Source organism: Gottfriedia acidiceleris (assembly GCF_050457485.1).
GTDB lineage: Bacteria > Bacillota > Bacilli > Bacillales > Bacillaceae_G > Gottfriedia > Gottfriedia acidiceleris_D.
The window spans coordinates 412,829-429,136 of record NZ_JBCMJM010000008.1; the positions used below are offsets into that span (position 1 = coordinate 412,829).

Annotated in this window: 14 protein-coding genes; 3 read left to right on the forward strand and 11 right to left on the reverse strand. The window is 32.5% G+C overall.

Translation table 11 applies throughout. The annotated features are described in order from the left end of the window. Positions 1-4: 4 nt before the first annotated feature. The 4 genes from ABEY15_RS10640 to ABEY15_RS10655 form a co-directional block, all read right to left on the reverse strand. Positions 5-1,356, reverse strand: a protein-coding gene (locus ABEY15_RS10640) for an IS3 family transposase (RefSeq protein WP_429890045.1) whose coding sequence is annotated in 2 segments (ribosomal slippage) — positions 5-909 and positions 909-1,356 — 1,353 coding nt in all. Because the reading frame shifts where the segments join, the coding sequence is not laid out codon by codon here. Positions 1,357-1,429: 73 nt separating this feature from the next. Beyond that, positions 1,430-2,551 carry a Ger(x)C family spore germination protein gene (locus ABEY15_RS10645; RefSeq protein WP_429890046.1) on the reverse strand — a complete coding sequence of 374 codons (1,122 nt, stop codon included), beginning with the start codon at positions 2,549-2,551 and terminating at the stop codon, positions 1,430-1,432. Next, positions 2,548-3,645 (reverse strand): GerAB/ArcD/ProY family transporter, encoded by a 1,098-nt coding sequence (locus tag ABEY15_RS10650; RefSeq protein WP_429890047.1) that lies wholly within the window; start codon positions 3,643-3,645, stop codon positions 2,548-2,550. Before ABEY15_RS10650 ends, ABEY15_RS10645 begins: the two co-directional genes overlap by 4 nt. A gap of 20 nt (positions 3,646-3,665) precedes the next feature. Then, complete coding sequence (locus tag ABEY15_RS10655) at positions 3,666-5,120, reverse strand: spore germination protein (protein ID WP_429890048.1); 1,455 nt, start codon at positions 5,118-5,120, stop codon at positions 3,666-3,668. A 163-nt stretch (positions 5,121-5,283) separates the two neighbouring features. Between ABEY15_RS10655 and ABEY15_RS10660 the strand changes: the two genes are divergently transcribed. Together ABEY15_RS10660 and ABEY15_RS10665 are read left to right on the forward strand one after the other, a co-directional pair. After that, positions 5,284-6,027 carry a hypothetical protein gene (locus ABEY15_RS10660; protein ID WP_429890049.1) on the forward strand — a complete coding sequence of 248 codons (744 nt, stop codon included), beginning with the start codon at positions 5,284-5,286 and terminating at the stop codon, positions 6,025-6,027. Positions 6,028-6,046: 19 nt separating this feature from the next. Further along, positions 6,047-6,394, forward strand: coding sequence for a DUF952 domain-containing protein (locus tag ABEY15_RS10665; protein WP_429890050.1), 348 nt, complete (start codon positions 6,047-6,049; stop codon positions 6,392-6,394). On the opposite strand, the gene ABEY15_RS10670 is transcribed toward ABEY15_RS10665, so the two are convergent. Then, positions 6,360-7,133 (reverse strand): AAA family ATPase, encoded by a 774-nt coding sequence (locus ABEY15_RS10670; RefSeq protein ID WP_429890051.1) that lies wholly within the window; start codon positions 7,131-7,133, stop codon positions 6,360-6,362. The genes ABEY15_RS10665 and ABEY15_RS10670 overlap by 35 nt on opposite strands. Before the next feature lie 390 nt (positions 7,134-7,523). Beyond that, complete coding sequence (locus ABEY15_RS10675) at positions 7,524-7,862, reverse strand: hypothetical protein (RefSeq protein ID WP_429890052.1); 339 nt, start codon at positions 7,860-7,862, stop codon at positions 7,524-7,526. 220 nt (positions 7,863-8,082) lie between these two features. Between ABEY15_RS10675 and ABEY15_RS10680 the strand changes: the two genes are divergently transcribed. Beyond that, entirely contained in the window at positions 8,083-9,132 is a 1,050-nt protein-coding gene (locus tag ABEY15_RS10680; protein ID WP_429890078.1) for a GIY-YIG nuclease family protein, read from the forward strand. Between the two features lie 38 nt (positions 9,133-9,170). On the opposite strand, the gene ABEY15_RS10685 is transcribed toward ABEY15_RS10680, so the two are convergent. The 5 genes from ABEY15_RS10685 to ABEY15_RS10705 all read right to left on the reverse strand — a co-directional run bounded on the left by ABEY15_RS10685 (position 9,171) and on the right by ABEY15_RS10705 (position 15,589). Continuing rightward, positions 9,171-10,466 carry a uracil/xanthine transporter gene (locus ABEY15_RS10685; RefSeq protein ID WP_429890053.1) on the reverse strand — a complete coding sequence of 432 codons (1,296 nt, stop codon included), beginning with the start codon at positions 10,464-10,466 and terminating at the stop codon, positions 9,171-9,173. A gap of 19 nt (positions 10,467-10,485) precedes the next feature. Beyond that, on the reverse strand, positions 10,486-11,391 hold the full coding sequence (locus ABEY15_RS10690; protein ID WP_429890054.1) for a DMT family transporter: 906 nt from the start codon (positions 11,389-11,391) through the stop codon (positions 10,486-10,488). Positions 11,392-11,774: 383 nt separating this feature from the next. Continuing rightward, complete coding sequence (locus tag ABEY15_RS10695) at positions 11,775-13,019, reverse strand: amidohydrolase (RefSeq protein ID WP_429890055.1); 1,245 nt, start codon at positions 13,017-13,019, stop codon at positions 11,775-11,777. A gap of 33 nt (positions 13,020-13,052) precedes the next feature. Next, positions 13,053-14,294 (reverse strand): amidohydrolase, encoded by a 1,242-nt coding sequence (locus ABEY15_RS10700; RefSeq protein ID WP_429890056.1) that lies wholly within the window; start codon positions 14,292-14,294, stop codon positions 13,053-13,055. A gap of 23 nt (positions 14,295-14,317) precedes the next feature. Continuing rightward, positions 14,318-15,589: an amidohydrolase family protein gene (locus ABEY15_RS10705; protein ID WP_429890057.1), complete on the reverse strand. Its 1,272-nt coding sequence runs from the start codon at positions 15,587-15,589 to the stop codon at positions 14,318-14,320. Positions 15,590-16,308: the final 719 nt, after the last annotated feature.

The window sequence follows — 16,308 nt, forward strand, 5'->3', positions numbered from 1 at the left end:
TCAATTAGGCAGCTTGTTGGGCATGAACTCGGTATTTTACTGGGCTCATGCCTTTTAATTTTGCCTTAATTCGTTTGTTATTGTAGTAATCTATATATTTAGCTAGTTCTTGTTTAAAGTGTTCAACACTGTTAAATTCTTTTAGATAAAGTAGTTCAGATTTCATGATACTAAAGAAACTTTCTATTACTGCGTTATCGTAACAGTTTCCTTTTCGTGACATACTCTGCGTGATGCCACGTTTAATTAGGGTAGTACGATATTTTTTCATTTGATAGTGCCAGCCTTGGTCTGAATGAATTAGTAGTATATCGGAATTTGTTAAACGTTCAAGAGACTGTTCTAACATAGTTGATACAAGTGAATAAGTTGGACGTGAACCAATTGTATAAGCAATTATTTCACCGTTATATAAGTCCAACATAGGTGAAAAATATAGCTTTTCTCCAAATAATTTAAATTCAGTAATATCTGTAACCCATTTCTTATTTGGTTTATCTGCTTGGAAATTTCTATCTAAAATATTAGGGGCAACCTTACCCACTTCACCTTTGTAAGAGCGATATTTCTTTACCTTTACAAGTGATTTTATCCCTAGTACTTTCATGAGTCGTTGAACTTTTTTATGATTTATTTTATAACCACGATTAGTAAGCTCGTCTCGAATTTTACGATAGCCATAACGACCTTCATGTTCCTCGTAAATTTCTTTTATCATTACTTTTATCTCTGTGTCTGGATCAGGACGTTCTAGATTTTTCATCCAATAATAGTACGTTCTACGCGGAATACTGGCGAGCAGTAGAAGTTCTTTTAACGAAAACTCATGCCTTAATTCACAGACAACTTTTACTTTGTTTTGTTTCGTGATTTTTCCTTGTTTTGAACTAAGGCATTCAACTTTTTTAGATACGCATTTTCCATGCGTAAACGTTCTATTTCAGCTTGAAGTTCTTCAACTGATCCTTTAAGTGGAGTTGTTTTCTTTGTTTCTTTTTTCATGGAAGATCGCCCCTTTTTCTTTGATTCTAGGGCGTCTTGTCCTTGTGATTCAAATTGAGTCCTCCATTTACGAATCGTTCTAGGGGAAGGAATATTGAAAATTGCAGCTGCTTCATTCGGTGACGTCCCATGGTCATTCATATACTTTAATACGTCTAGTTTAAACTGTACCGAATAACTTGTATATGACTTTTTAAGCAAGCCATCAATCCCATTTTGCTTATATTGAGCTACCCAGTTTATTACTTCAGTATGGGACGTTCTAAATAACTTACCAATGGAGTGAAAACTTTCTTTGCCTTCTAAATATCGTTTAACTACCGCTAATTTATGTTCAGTAGTAAATTTTGTCATAAAAAATGCACCTCCAAATGTTAGACGTGTCTAACATTTGGGGGGCACTTCATTTTTGGTGGGTTTTCTAAGTTTACATCGTTATTCCTTTATCTATAACAATAATTTTAACTTTTACTTTTATATTTGATTTTTGATATGTATTAAGCCAATGATTCTCATTTTTTTCCCAATCAGAATATTGAAATGAATGAGCAAAGATGCCAAATCCGACTGGATCAACTTTATCTTTTTGAAAAGAATGGACTAAATCATTTAGTTCTTTTTGTAATTTTTTTTCTATCGCTTTTTTTAATATAGCTTCCGATGAATTCGTCAATCCTATTGGAGATTCTGTAAACATGATTGGCATTGTCAAATTTACATTAAAACTATAATGACCATTAGAATATTTTTTATCGATTTTTCGCTTTACATCTCTAATATAAAAACTAGTTTCTTCATCTGTAAAGACATCATCTACATCTTTTTTAAATTTTTTAAGCTCCAATGCAATAACTAATTGTCCCTCTAAATGATCTTTTAAAATTTTTAACAGTTGTGTTTCATTCATTGATAAGGTTCGATTATACAAATTATTTTTGGTTAATAAAGTTGTCCCATTGACTACTAAATGTTCTCCTTGTATTGCTAGTTCAGGTACAAGAGGTGTAATCCCCTTTTCATAATACATTCGATGAAACTGTCGTATAGACGTTCTGAAAGCAACATTTCGAAAATCTGCTGTTTGTATTAATTGAGGAATATAGATTGGTAACGGTGGTTTATCTTTTGGGTTTAAATTAAAAACATCGGCAAGTGGACCATTTATAAAAATAAGATCTGCATTTAATCGAAATTTGGGATCTCGAAAAAACATATCCATAATTGAAAACCAATTTTTATGTTCAAGTACTCTTGACCCTATTAAGATTGCTTGAATTTTCCCCCCACCAGTAACACCACTAGCACGCGTATCAAAATAATTTCTAGATTCTTTAATCGATAGAGTTTGAACGTTAAAATGTTCAGTTTTCTCTTTTGTTTCTCCACTAAAGACCGGACTTGCCATAAATACTTCTACTTTATTTTCGTCGTTTACATCGATTCCTAAAATCATCGATAATGTGACATCTTCTATATTAACTTTCCCTCTGCAACCTGAAACGCCGATTACTAAAAAAATACTAAGCAAACATACTTGAAAATATTTCAATTGATTTTCACCTTACTTAACCTATTTTTTATAAAACCGCCGACCAATAACAATATGGGAATACCGATCGTGATGTATAATCCAGAAATCATTAAAACATGTAAATGATTAGTTGTATTTGTAAATGTCGGAACTTGAATAAATGTAAGGATGATAATGATGATAAAAAGAATAATAATGACAATAGGTAATAGTCTAAATTTAAATAACTCTGATAACCCATTCATTCCAGCCCAAATAAACGTAACCCATGATTTCGAAATTATCATTAAAAATAATGAAAATAAAATGAAATCTAACCTCTCAACATATTGAAATTCAATTACACTTAAAATATCGATTACTGGCTCAAATGTCATTTTGATTTCATAAGGACTATAAATAACAAAACAAATAATTGTTACAAAAACGTAGGTAAAAGTCGTTAAAGCATTTCCAATAATAACGCCTTTTATCGCCTTTTCCTTCGATTTTAAATATGGATAATAAACTAGAATTAATTCAATGCCTAGAAATGAAGTCGCCGTTAATGGAATTGTCTTAAAAATCGGCATCCAGCCATTCTTAATAATTGGTAAAATAAAATTTATATCAGCATCTTTAAGCGTGAATAGCAGCATGAATAAGGTAAAACAAGCAATTGGAAAAATTGCTTCTATATATTTTGCAATTAAATGAATTCCTCCACTTATTAGCTGATATGTTGGAAAAAGAAATAACACTAATAAAATATAAGTTCTTGTTTCTTGAAGTATGTAGGATTGAATATATAAAATCGCTCTAACTAATGCGAGATATCCTCCATATAGAAAATAAATTGCTTGTAACAAAACTACGATTGATCCAATAATTTTTCCTAGATAAAAAGTAAAAAAACCTATGTAGTTTAAATTAGGAGCCTTCTCTCTTAATTTAACAAATACAATGCTAATTAAAGTAGAAATTATCCCTCCAAAAAGAATTGCAATCCAACTACTAGTACCTCCTTTTAGAGCTAGTTCTCTAGGAAGTGACAACATTCCAATCCCTACTTGAATACCAAAAATCATTAAAATAAATTGAAATTGTGTAATTTTTGACTTCGTAATTATCATGAAAGAATCCCTTCTAACATTCATTCTTCATTACGTTTATTTTGTTTTTTCCAAAGATAGTTTAAAGGTACTCTTATGATTGTATCTTTAAATGCATCACGATTGATTGGGGAAAATGGCAATGTATAAGGTTTGTTATAGCTAGATAAGCTCAAACCATGGATCATGAGAATCATTGTACTTACAATCAAACCGATTAAACCAAATAATGATGCCATAATCATAATTGGAAATCGAATGACTCGTAAACTAGATGCCATTTCATAGTTTGGAATAATAAATGATGAAATAGCAGTTAAAGCTACGACGATTACCATAATATTACTAACGATTCCTGCTTGTACCGCTGCTTGCCCGATCACAATCCCGCCTACAATGCCAACTGTTGTACTAATAGGTGCTGGTAGCCTAATTGCTGCTTCTCTTAACATTTCTAAGGTTATCTCCATAACTATGGCTTCAAATAAAGGATCAAATGGAACCTTTGCCCTAGATTCCCCAATTGATAGTAGTAATTTTAAAGGAACGATCTCATAATTAAATGAAATAATTGCAATATAGATTCCCGGCAAAAAGATTGTTAAAAAGAATGCAACTACTCTAAGTATACGATTAAATGAAGCCACCATCGCTCTTGCTGAATAATCATCAATCGTTTTAAAAAATATTGCAAAATTAATCGGTAAAATAATAACCTCAGAAGATCGGTCTACGATTAAAACCACTTTTCCTTCAAGTAATGTCGTAGCTGCAACATCCGGCCTTTCTGTTGTAAAATATTGAGGAAAAGGAGAAAATGGGTTCCTTTCCATTAATTGCGCTAAATGGTTTGCATTTATAACAGAATCAAGTTTTATTTTTGAAATATCTTGTTCTACACCAGATAGTAAATCTTCATCTACTAAACCATCAATATACGCTATTGATACGATACTTTTATTCTCATTCCCGATTTCAACTTGCTTAATTTGAAAATCACGGCTTTTAATAAATCTGCGAAGTAAAGCAATATTTGCTTGATCAGTTTCAACAAAGGATATTTTTGAACCTCTTAAAGAATTATCAATACTTGGAGGTGTATAGGCTCTTTGTGGCAATTTTCCAGTTGAATAAACAAATGCAGCTGGATCGCCTTCTACAAGGAGAATACTTTTACCATCCAATATTACTGTTTCAATCTCTAAGATTTGATTAGTACGAACCGTATTATTCGATATGAATAATTCTATTTCTTCTGTATTTGAACTTATTGTATTAATAAATTGAGAGATTTTTTGTTCATCGGCAATACTAGACAAATAGCAAAGCACAGCCTGCTTATCTCGAATTATTAAGTCTTTTGTTACTAAATCAGAGGTAGGAAAGATTCTCTGGATAATGTTAAGGTTTTCTATTAAATTTCCTTCAGTATGAATAACGGAAGAACGTAAATTATATTTTCTTAAACGCTTCTTTTGTTCATTAGAATAATCCACTTAAATCTTCCATCCTTTCATAAATTTCCAGCTTACTATCAGCTAATCAGTTTTATCAAAAATGACTTAATTTATACTTGAAAGGCTAATTGGGAGATAGTTGGATTTCACGGAGAACTTTCGATACAATGAACTATAAATAGTTGTGATGGAGGAAAAAAATATGGCGATTTTAGCCAATTCAAAATTTACCAAATATAAAACGTTAATATCCTCTTTATCTCCTTCACTTGAAACTGGTACATTAAAAAGTGAAAAATTTCTAGTAGATAAAGATGAAATGAAAAATATAGAAATTTATTATGCTCCTTTTGAGTACATTAATGAGCGAGCTAAAGTCATCATAGTTGGAATTACACCCGGCTTACATCAAATGAAACAATCTTATTCTACTGTCATTAGACTTAAAGACGAAGGAATGGATGAGGAAGAAATTTTACATGAAGTAAAAAAGAATTCTAGCTTTGAAGGACCGATGCGAAAAAATTTAATTGCTATGTTAGATGAATTGGAATTACATCATTATCTTAAATTAAATTCAACTAGCGAACTTTTTAGTATAGCAAGTCATTTAGTACAAACGACCTCTGTCATTAAATACCCTGTTTTTTATAAAGGAAAAAACTATAATGGTTCAACTCCGAATATTTTAAGAACCGATCTACTTAAAAAGTATATTGTTAATAACTTTGCGGAAGAAATCACAAGACTAGAACATCCTCTCATTATCCCATTAGGAGTTAATGTTTCAAAAGTTTTAACCTATTTAACAACGAATGATTATTTAAATTCGGACTCCATTTTATACGGATTTCCCCATACATCTGGCGGGAATGGGCATCGCCATAAACAATTTGCGGAAAATAAAGAAGATATGAAGAGAAAAATTAAATTATACTTTGAGTAATTATTAAAGGAGACCCAAAATGATTTTACATATTATTGGAAACAAAGACTGGCAAAATGCAAATAATTCAGGTGAATATTCACCTGATAGTTTAAACAACGAAGGCTTTATCCATTGTTCAACCCTCAAGCAAACTGTTGAAATCGCAAACTTATTCTTTAAAGGTGCAACTGATTTGAAAATACTTTGTATTAATGAGGAAAAAACAAAATCAAAAATAGTCTATGAAGATACTGAAAACTTCGGGCAATTATTTCCTCATATTTATGGACCATTAAATTTAGATGCTGTTTTTAAAGTTGTTAATCTCCATGCTGACGAAAATGGACAATTTATATTACCAAATGAATTAATAGAGCAAAAATAACAAAAAACTCATCATCACGTAACAAATCACTTAATAACTTTTCCCTGTTTTGTAAAAAATATTTAGTAATTTGATAGTGATCTGTATTTTCATAATCAATTCTAGAAATTTCTCCATGATCAAAGCTTAAAATATCTGCATTTGGATAACCAAGAAGAATTGGAGAATGCGTTGCGATAATGAACTGTGAATTTTCGTTTTCGACTAAATCATGAATTATTTTTAAAAATGTTAATTGCCTAGCTGGAGACAACGCTGCCTCTGGCTCATCTAACAAATAGATTGCCATTTCATTAAAGCGATTTAAAAACAGGGACAAAAATGATTCCCCATGTGATTGATTATGGAGAGACTGTCCTCCGTAGCTACCATATTTTTCATTTGCTGGAGCATCTAATTCATCTAAGTAAGTAGCAAAATTATAAAATGACTCCGCTCGTAAGAAAAATCCATTCGAAATTTTCGGCAACCAAGAAAGTCTAATGTAATTTCCAAGCTGTGACTCAGATGCAAAAACTTCATAATTATTATGACGTCCCCCACCTGCTGTATTAAAATCACATTTATCAGCAATTGCTTCCAATAAAGTAGACTTTCCAGAACCATTTTCACCTACAAAAAAGGTTACATTACTTCTTAGGTTCAATTCATCAAAAGATTTAATTGAAGGAATTGAAAACGGATATTGGTTAAAAGAATTAATATCATCGCGCAAAAGTGTAATTTTTTTTAAAAACATTTTCATCACCTATGAAGATTATATAGTAATTATGATCCTTATCTAAAAATTTATTGTGGGGAGGTACAATATATTATTGTCTTGAACAGTAATTGAGACATCTCAGCTGAGTTTATTATTGTAGTTGGTATAATCCATCCAAAATTAACGGATTTTACGAATTTTTTATTCGTTTTAGTAAAAATAAAAGCATCTTTACATTGAAGGTGTCTGCAATCGTCCAACTTTCAGGTCAAAATACCCGATCCCCTAATATAATTTACAATTTGTCACTGTTCTTTATTTAAAGTTTTTAAAACCTTTTTTCTATTAAAATAAAAAAAGAGGGTTCTCCTAAGTAGTTAGACTGTTAGGATTCCCTCGTTTTTTATGAAGGTCAATTAGATTGAATCAAAATACGGCACTAAGAGCATCCCTATAAATCACAATCGCTCTTACTACGTGAAAAATAGCTACTAGAATAATAGTTACTTCATAAGCAGATACTTTAACTAAATCGAATTTTTTGCGGAGTACAAATTTCCGAAAAAGTGCTGGGAATCCTTCATTCAGTTTTAAACAAATAATATAGAATACTAGAATGACAAAATATAGGAAGAATCCCATGTCAGCATACTTCCAGTTGACTAAATGAGCAAATAAACTGCATAACCAAATTATTAATACATTAACAATACAAGCTAGAATCCAATTGGAGAAAGAGGATGTCGTATAGATCGTTTTCATCAAGATCACTTCTCCTTTAAATCATCTGTAGTCAATTTTTACGCGTGTAGTCGTTCTTTTATGCGTGTATTAAAGACTTTAAATTATGTTTTTTATATAAAGTTTTGTTGAAGTTATTCCACATAATTGTGCTGACTTTTAATTCATTTCTCATGTTAAAATGGGATTATACTTACAAGAAAAGGGATGAACTACTATTAATCTACAAGAAAAAATAAAAAATCTGCCGTTATCCCCTGGCGTTTATTTAATGAAAGATTCAAAAGGTCAAATCCTTTATGTCGGAAAAGCTAAAAGCTTAAAAAAACGCGTTCAATCTTATTTTCAAAATTCAAAGGGACATTCACCAAAAGTGAAAAAACTGGTAACTCATTTAAAGGATTTTGACTATTTATTGACTGATACTGAATTCGATGCATTCATGCTTGAGTGTCATTTAATTAAAGAAATTAAACCAATGTATAATCGTATGATGAAAAGTCCACAATCTTTTATTTACTTAGTTATCAACTTAAATAAAAAAGTTCCTTCATTTGAAATTAGCTACGAGCCTATTGAAAGTGAAAATGTATTAATATTTGGTCCTTTTACAAGTAGAAGTACGGTTGAAAGAGCAATTACCGGTATTAAGGAATGCTTTAAAATTAATTGTGGGCATCTGGCAGTTAAGAATAGCGCATGTTTAAATTATTCATTAGGGACTTGTAATGGAGTTTGTGTGGGTGGATCAGCACTTGAAGAGTACAATATGATAATTGATAAAATTATTCGTTTTCTTAATCGTACTGACGTGAGTCTGCTTGAAGAAATGGAAAAGCTTATGTTATCAGCATCTGAACAATTTGATTTTGAGGCTGCAGCAAAATACAGGGATTGGGTTGAAATGGTAAAGTCTTTAACTAATAAAGAAAAACTAATCGAATTTACTGAACAAAATCATAATATTATTACAATTGAACAATTAGAAAACAACAAATTTAAGTACTTTCTGATCCATCGGACACAAATATTGCATGGTGAATTGGTAGAAATTGAAGACGATTCATTTGATCAGTTGATTGAACAAATGTTTTCAAATTCACTTGATTACTTCAAAAATAATAATAACCAATCTTCTAAAGATGTAAGCCGCGATGAAATCGACGAAGCTCAAATTATTTACAGCTATTTAAATAGTAAGAATTGCAAGCATCTAATTGTTCCAAAAAGATGGCTTACTCATACAAGTACTAAATTAACAAATGAGCTTCAAAAATTAGTTAATTTCTCTTAATAAAAATAGGCCCGAGGATATTTTCCTCGAGCCATTTTTTATCCTTTTACCTTCTCAAACTGATTCCAGTTAATTGATTTCTCTAATAAAATTGAAAGAATGACACCCATAATTAGTCCATTTGTTAAAAATGGTTGAACAATCATTGGTAGATTTCCAAATGTACCAGGAGCAATATTCATTAAGCTTACCCCAACTAAAACTGGGGCAGCCAGTCTAAAAATTGTATCTGATGTAAATACTTTTCCATTTGTACTACTAAAGGCCGTTCCAAACAATTGAAGATATGCAACAAATAATACCGCATTTCCAACTGTTACAGGCATAGTTGCTAAAAATGAAATTAATGGTGGAAGTACGCCAATTATTGCTAGCAGTGCTCCCCCATAAATGAATGGTTTTCTTTCATATATTTGTGTACTTTGCAAAAATCCCAGTGATGATGTAAATGGAGTGTATGGAACAATTCCAAATAATGCAGCAATAATTGTAAAGGTGCCTGTGAAAAATAGTGAAAAGCGATATTGTTTCGTACTCGCTTCTTCTTTTAATAAATCAGACGCAGCTTTAATTGATGCAAATGTATTACTTAAATTCATAATTCCTGCAAAAAATGAAATCGCAATTATACCTATTTCTAAATTTGGTGCTCCTAAAGGGAATAAAGAAAAATGCGCACTTGCTGCCCCTACTTCTTTTACATCTGATCCAAATAAAATCGAGTAGAATAACCACCCTACGATAATGCCAATTAATATTGAAAAATTGCTAATAATACGAGAACCTTTTAATTTTAAAATACTAACAAATAATACGATGCATACAGAGAGTATACTGATTGATATACTGATTTCACCTTTACTCGTAATTCCAAGCATTCCTTTAAAGAATACAAATATGAGCTGGAATGAAAGTAAAAATAAATAAACTGTCATAACCATTGGGGTAAAGATTCTTTGAAGAAATGAAATCAAATTGAATGCAGATAAAAGTAATGTAACAATACCTGCTGCAATAAATCCTGTTGCCATTCCTCCTCCAATTTCTATATAACTTAACCCAAAAGCAGAGGCTGATAAACCTAAATTCAGCATAACTCCCCATAATAAACCAGAATGCCCCTCCATGACCGGATATTTATGACCAATCCATCCTTGTAAAACGGATGCAATACCAGTAAAGATTAGTGAACTTCTGATCGTACTTTCAATAACATCTGAAGGCAAATGAAATGCAGCTCCTATGGATATAGGGACTACAATCGTATTCGCAAAAATAAAAAATAGCCATTGAACCGATGAAAAAAGAGTAGTAGAAACTCTAACGTTTTTCATAGTTTCCTCCTCCTCTTGCTTAAAAATTCTTTGTGTCTTTTATATAGACTTGCTCATTAATCGCCTTTTTCCATTTTAATGAAGTTGAAAGAAAAACACCAATAATAATGAGTGCTCCACCGAAAAGTTGAGATGAAGTAATATTATTTTTTAAAACAATCAATCCAACTAGCATTGCAACAAAAGGTTCTAAGTTAAGAAACATAGCCGCTTTTGACGCTCCGACAATTTGAATTTGATGATTCCAAATTAAAGTACAAATCCCATGCATAACAATCGCTGTTACAATTAATAGTATCCAAGGCACCGTTTCCTTACTCAACGCCCCAGTTGTTTCTGAAAAAAGCGCAATCGGTAATAAACCTCCAAAACCAATAAAATTCGCGTAAAGCGTAATCGTGGTGGATTCATAGTTTACCGTTAGCTTTTTAATCATAATAATTGAAATTGAAAACGTGAGCATAGTTAGAAAAATCCAAATCAAACCAATTGTAATTTGAAGCTTTTGTCCGTTTGTAATTACAAAAAAGACACCAATAAAAGCTATAATTGAACCTAATACAAAACCTTTTGTTAGTCTTTCCTTTAAAAATATTGAAGCTAAAAAAGATGTAGTAAGAGGAGCAAGCGCAAGTATTAATGCGGAAGTTGTTGGATGGGTTGTTTCTAAAGCGGAATAAAATGACCATTGATTAATACAAGTACCAATTAACCCTAATAAAATAATCATAAACCAATCTTTTGTCTTAATCTTTTTCCACTTTTTCTTCATTAATGCATAGAAAGCCATAAATAGTAATATAAAGCACAATCTTAACGCTGACAATAATATTGGTGAAAACTCTTTTACTAGTATTGAACCAAAAATAAAATTACTGCCCCAACAAATTACACAAAAAAGTAATAATAGGTAAGAACGAACCATTTTACAGCCTGCTTTCTCGAATTATTTTAAAGAAAACTCGTCGACTGCGACCCTTTAGCCGAAGACTGAGGAGTAGTTGCACTTATACTTAATTCCTAAAATTGGCTACGACGTCGAATAATCTTTCTAGTTCCCTTTCTTTATGTGAAAAAATGAAAAAGGAAATCTAGATAATTCTAGAGATCCTTTTTCTTCTAATATTTAGGCTTTTTACAAAGCTTTGCTTCATATTTTTCCGAACAGGTTAGGTAGTTTAAAGTCTATGTTTGGATGTTTATTTTCCTTGGGGAGGCTTTTTTGGCATCCTTTTTTGATCTTAGCTAAGTGAGTTTAGCGGAAGCCCACTTAACTTTTTCCTATCCAATTCTTTCTTATTGCTCTATTTATTTACGAATCAGTCTTTCTTCACTTAAGGAACCACTAACGATCTTCCCATTATAAATTACTGCTTTTCGATTTGCGCGTCTAGCAACAGCCTCGGCCGAACAGCTTGCGTCAACTAAAACTAGATTTGCAGAATCACCTATTTTTGGCCATACTTGATTCCCTTCAATATCTAAAGGAGTTTTTCCACCTGTAATATATTTTAATGTTTGCGCTAGTGATACTTCATCAATCCATCTAAAGCGCTCAGCTAGTCTTCCCGCTCTTTCAAGAATATCTCCTGTTCCGAGTGGAGACCAAACATCAAAAATATTATCATTACCCACAGCTACCTCGACTCCGCGTTCATTTAGTAAATCAACTGGAGGCATTTGTCTATTAATAGGTACACTTGTGACAATCGAAATTCCTGCGTCTCTAAAGCTGTTTGCCAAGTCAATTGCTTCTTCTCTTGGAACATCACCTATTCCAAATGCATGACTGATTGCTACTCTACCTTCCCAGCCTGCTTGCTTAGTAAATTCTACTATACGCTTCATCGTAAATGTTCCTAAATGACCTGGATCATGTAAATGTATATCAATATCCGCATCAGCTTCAACTGCTAAATTATAAAGCTGATATAATGACTCTTCGATATTTTGGTCTACAACAGCAGGATCAACTGAGCCAACAATTCCTGCTCCATTTCTTAATGCTTCTCTCACATAATTGAACGCATTTGATCTTAATAAACCATGCTGAGCAAATGCAACAACTTCGGAGCTAAGTCGGTTCGAATAATTAGTTAATGCTTGTTCAACTTGTTCTAAATTTCTTATTCCAACCTCTGGGTAAATATCAACATGCGTTCTCACATGTGTAGAGCCTGAAGCTAAAAGAATTTCAAGTAAAGCTTCTGCCCGCTCCTTAGTACTTGATGCAATTGTCGGTAAGGCCATTTTTTCATATTCAAAACGTTCAATCACACTAGAAGTTGGAGTACAAGCTCTCCATACATCACCCATTAACGTTTTATCAAGATGTACATGCTTTTCAATAAATGAAGGTAAAACTAGTAAACCTTCTGCATCTTGAACAGTAAATTCACTAGTAATATCCGTTTCTTCTTTTGTTATCCGAGTGATCTTTCCATTTTCAATAAAAAGATGAAATAATTCAGTAGCAGTACCGACCACTTTTCCGTCTTCTTTTTCAAATCCAGTTTCTAATCGAGCATTTTTTAACCAATAGCTAGATTTCATGAATTTCACCCCTTCTTGTAATCAATTGTTACTTTATTTCAAAGCTGATTCGTAATTCAGTCCACCATAAACAATATTTCCATTAGCAATTACAGCAGCACGTTTTGCACGTCTTGCTACAGCCTCAGCAGAACATGATGCATCTACTAAAACCATGCTTGCTTCATCACCTACATTTGGCCATAACTGGTTACCCTTTTCATCAAGAGTCCTTATCCCACCTGTAATAAATTGCAATGTTTGAGATAGTCCGTATTCATCTTTCCAATTATATCTCTCAGCTAATCTACCTGCTTTTTCTAACATATCTCCTGTTCCATGTGGAGACCAGGAATCATAGAATCCATCACAACCTAAAGCAACTTGTACACCTTTTGAATGTAGTAAATCAACAGGAGGCATTACTCTGTTAATCGGAACAGTCGACATAATTGATACGCCTAAATTTGCTAGTTTGCTAGCCATTTCAACTGATTCATTTTGCGGTACGTCACCTAGCGCAAATGCATGACTTACTGCTACGCGATTATACCAACCAGCTTGTTCAATAAATGAAACTAGTTTTTGAATTGTATAAAAACCAAGATGGCCTGGGTCATGAATATGAATATCTATATCAGCATCAAACTGTACTGCTAGATCAACCATTTCAAATAATGAAAGTTCAATATTTTGATCAATACCACCAGGATCTAATCCTCCGACAATCGTTGCTCCCTCTCTCATCGCTGTTTTCATAAATGATTTACTATTTGTGCGAAGTAATCCATGCTGAGGAAAGGCAACAATTTCGTGGGTCATTTTATCTTTATACGTATAAAGTGCTTTTTGAATTTCTTCTAAATTTTTTAAGCCAATGTACGGATCAATATTAACATGTGATCGAACATGGGTTGCGCCACCTTTTAATAATAGATGAAGCATTTGTTCAGCACGATGTTGACCTGTTTCAGCTAGTTCAACAAGTTCAGCTGCTTCTAAGTTTAATCTCTCTACTAAATTTGCAGCAGGAATACAAGCCTTCCAAGGAAGTCCAAGATAAGTCTTATCTAAATGATTATGCATTTCTTTAAAAGCCGGTAAAGCCAGTAAATTTTTTGCGTCCTGAACTGGTAGATCTGTTTGTAATGGAAAATTAGCCAATTGTAATTGTTCAATTTTCCCATCATTAATTAGTAAATTGTAAAGAGTCGTCTCAGTACGATCAATTTTTCCATCTTCAAATACAAATCCACTATCAAGTTTTACATTCTTAAGCCAATATGATTGATTCATCTCATCACTCTCTTTAATAAAACTTAAACTGTTGTTGATTCAAGATTTGAAATTGAACCACTTACAACATTACCTTTAAAAATAACTGCAGCTCGTTTTGCTCGTCTCGCAACTGCTTCAGCTGAGCAAGTAGCCTCTACAAGTACGATGTTTGCTTCATCTCCTACATTTGGCCATGCTCTTTCACCTTCATTATTTAAAGGAGTTACTCCGCCTGTAATAAATCCAAGACTATTAGCAAGTGTTTTTTCTTCAATATATCTAAATCTTTCAGCAAGTCGTCCAACTTTTTCAAGATTATCTCCAATTCCAAATGGCGTCCAATGATCTGTAATGCTATCATTACCTAGTTCAACTTTTACACCTTTTTCACTTAGTAAAGGAATTGGAATTGTTCTAAAAATTGGAACCGTAGAAGTAATTGAAATTCCTAAATCAGCAAATCTCTCAGCAATCGCAGTAGCATCTGGAACAGAAAGATCTGCTAAACCACTTGCATGACTTACTGTAACTCTTCCTTGCCATCCTGCTTTTTCAGTTAATGTCGCTAATCTTTGCATTGTAAATAATCCAAGATGATCTGGATCATGTAAATGAACATCGATATCAGAATTTGATCCAACTGCTATTTCCATAATTGTCTCAAGAGAACGTTCGATGTTTTCATCGATTGAAGCTGGATCAACTCCACCTACTAGATTTGCTCCATATTTCATTGCTTCTCTTACTAGTTCGACAGAGTGACTTCTTAATAGTCCGTGTTGTGGAAATGCTACAATTTCATGTGTTAATTTATCTTTATATCCTTCTAAAGCTTGCAGCGTTGCTTCTAAGTTTTTTAATCCGATAACTGGATCAATATTACAATGTGTACGAATGTGAGTCGTACCGTAACTTAATAATAGATCTAGCATCTTTTCTGCTCTTTCTTTAGCAGTTGGCAATAATTTTGGTAATAAAATTTGCTCTTCTTCAATACGTGTTTTTACACCATTTGTTGCTGGCATACACGCTTTCCATGGTCCACCATAATAAGTTTTATCAATATGAATATGCATTTCTTTAAATGAAGGAACCATTAGAAGGCCTTGCACATCATATTGAGGCAATTGATCTGTAATTAAATCACTAACTAATTGAATAGAAGCAATTTTTCCATTTTCAATTTTAACATTGTACTTTCCAGTTGCAGTTCCGTTGATAACTTCATTGTCATTATAAGTAAAACCATTTTCCAGACTCACATTTGTTAACCAATACGATTTTGACAATATACTCACCCTTCCATCCCACATTAAATTTTGATTCTATTTTAATTATAAGTGTGTTTGAAATATTTTGATTTTAGTATATTTACATATTTTTAAGGTATTTTTACTAATTACTCTCTCGTTATTAGTGTTGTTGCTACAGGATGCTCGCGTTCCATCGGGCATGATTCTTGAGCCTCATCCGTGAGCCTATGGGGTCTTAAGCTTCCCGCATCTCCTAAAGGAGTCGAGCACATCCGTTCCAATCAATTTATTAATCACGGAAAAGATACCTTTAGGCACTGTTATACTTCCTCATGAACCCTTTATGAGGAAGTTAGTTTCACATTTTTACTGTTTTACTTCCTCATGAACCATTTATGAGGAAGTTAGTTTCACATTTTTACTGTTTTTCTTCCTCATTAACCCTTTATGAGGAAGTTAGCTTCACCTTTTTACTGTTTTTCTTCCTCATGAACCTGTTATGAGGAAGTTAGTTTCACATTTTTACTGTTTTTCTTCCTTATGAACCCTTTATGAGGAAGTTAGTTTCACATTTTTACTGTTTTACTTCCTCATGAACCCTTTATGAGGAAGTTAGCTTCTTCTTTTTACTGTTTTACTTCCTCATGAACCCTTTATGAGTAAGTTAGTTTCACATTTTTACTGTTCTACTTCCTCATGAACCCTTTATGAGTAAGTTAGTTTCACATTTTTACTGTTTTTCTTCCCCATGAACCCTCTATGAGGAAGTTAGTTTCACA

Bases quoted from the DNA above. Each gene is read 5' to 3' on its own strand.
- ABEY15_RS10650 (WP_429890047.1), bottom strand. From the start codon at position 3,645: ATGATAATTACGAAGTCAAAAATTACACAATTTCAATTTATTTTAATG.
- ABEY15_RS10660 (WP_429890049.1), top strand. From the start codon at position 5,284: ATGGCGATTTTAGCCAATTCAAAATTTACCAAATATAAAACGTTAATA.
- ABEY15_RS10665 (WP_429890050.1), top strand. From the start codon at position 6,047: ATGATTTTACATATTATTGGAAACAAAGACTGGCAAAATGCAAATAAT.
- ABEY15_RS10670 (WP_429890051.1), bottom strand. From the start codon at position 7,133: ATGTTTTTAAAAAAAATTACACTTTTGCGCGATGATATTAATTCTTTT.
- ABEY15_RS10685 (WP_429890053.1), bottom strand. From the start codon at position 10,466: ATGAAAAACGTTAGAGTTTCTACTACTCTTTTTTCATCGGTTCAATGG.
- ABEY15_RS10690 (WP_429890054.1), bottom strand. From the start codon at position 11,391: ATGGTTCGTTCTTACCTATTATTACTTTTTTGTGTAATTTGTTGGGGC.
- ABEY15_RS10695 (WP_429890055.1), bottom strand. From the start codon at position 13,019: ATGAAATCTAGCTATTGGTTAAAAAATGCTCGATTAGAAACTGGATTT.
- ABEY15_RS10700 (WP_429890056.1), bottom strand. From the start codon at position 14,294: ATGAATCAATCATATTGGCTTAAGAATGTAAAACTTGATAGTGGATTT.
- ABEY15_RS10705 (WP_429890057.1), bottom strand. From the start codon at position 15,589: ATGTGGGATGGAAGGGTGAGTATATTGTCAAAATCGTATTGGTTAACA.